Here is a 943-nt window from a genome sequence, read left to right as displayed (position 1 = left end):
GTATTACTCTTTATGTTACAAAACGCACACGCCGTTATTTCAAAAGATGCAATAATTGAACATGTGTGGAAAGGGGGATTGGTCTCAGATGAGTCATTGACGCGTTGTATTTATGTTCTGCGCCGCACACTGGGTCATTCAGGAAAACAAAGGTTTATCGATAATATCTACGGCAAGGGCTATCGTTTTGTCCCTGACGTTCAAGTCGTCAATCTCCCTGCTAAAACGACTTTGCCTGCCTTGACTGCGGGCCACAGCGACATGGCCGCATTTGATGCTTCAGTTGAAAAGAGAGCATGCAATATTGCATTGTTTATCGCTGAGATGCAGCATCGATACCAGGCCATTTCACTCCACGATCAATTGATTGATTGGTTGCATTGCCTGGATTTGCCCATTAATGTTGTTTCGTCTTGTCTGACGCGTAGCGTTCAAGATTACAGCAGCTACCTGTCTGCAATCGAAAAATCACAGGCAGACTATTATATCTCCGGAATGGAAATCCGGCATGGTGAAAAATCTATCATCCGGCTTGAACTGACGCGGGCAAAGGATCATTCGGTGTTATATCGTGAAGGCGTCCATTTCACGAGCGATCATCACATCAATTACCGGCTGTTATGCCGGGCTATTCTTACGCTTTTGTCTGTGATTGATCCATCGATGGGAATGGATCCGGCGACGGTCAACGTACATCCTTTGAGCTCAAAAGTGGCGCAGCATGATGCATTGCAATTCTCACTATCAGCGCTCGAGAAGTTTATGCCCCAAGCGGTAAACTTAAGACGACATGGCGATACCAGTATCAGTGAACTGTGTCGCATCGCTGGTTCTTACTATGCAGTAGCCAACCTGGGCTTGATGGACTACGAAAGCGTCCGACATGAAATGATGATCATTGTCGGTAAGATATTAGCGAGTGAGCCGAACAACGTTATTGCCC

General features: G+C 46.1%; 1 protein-coding gene. It reads left to right on the top strand.

What is annotated here, in order from left to right:
* Positions 1-943 (top strand): winged helix-turn-helix domain-containing protein (locus J5224_RS30410; protein WP_264628765.1); only part of this gene is annotated, 943 nt, incomplete at both ends.

This window comes from Candidatus Symbiopectobacterium sp. NZEC135, assembly GCF_025962695.1.
This window is presented reverse-complemented; position numbering and strand designations above follow the sequence as displayed.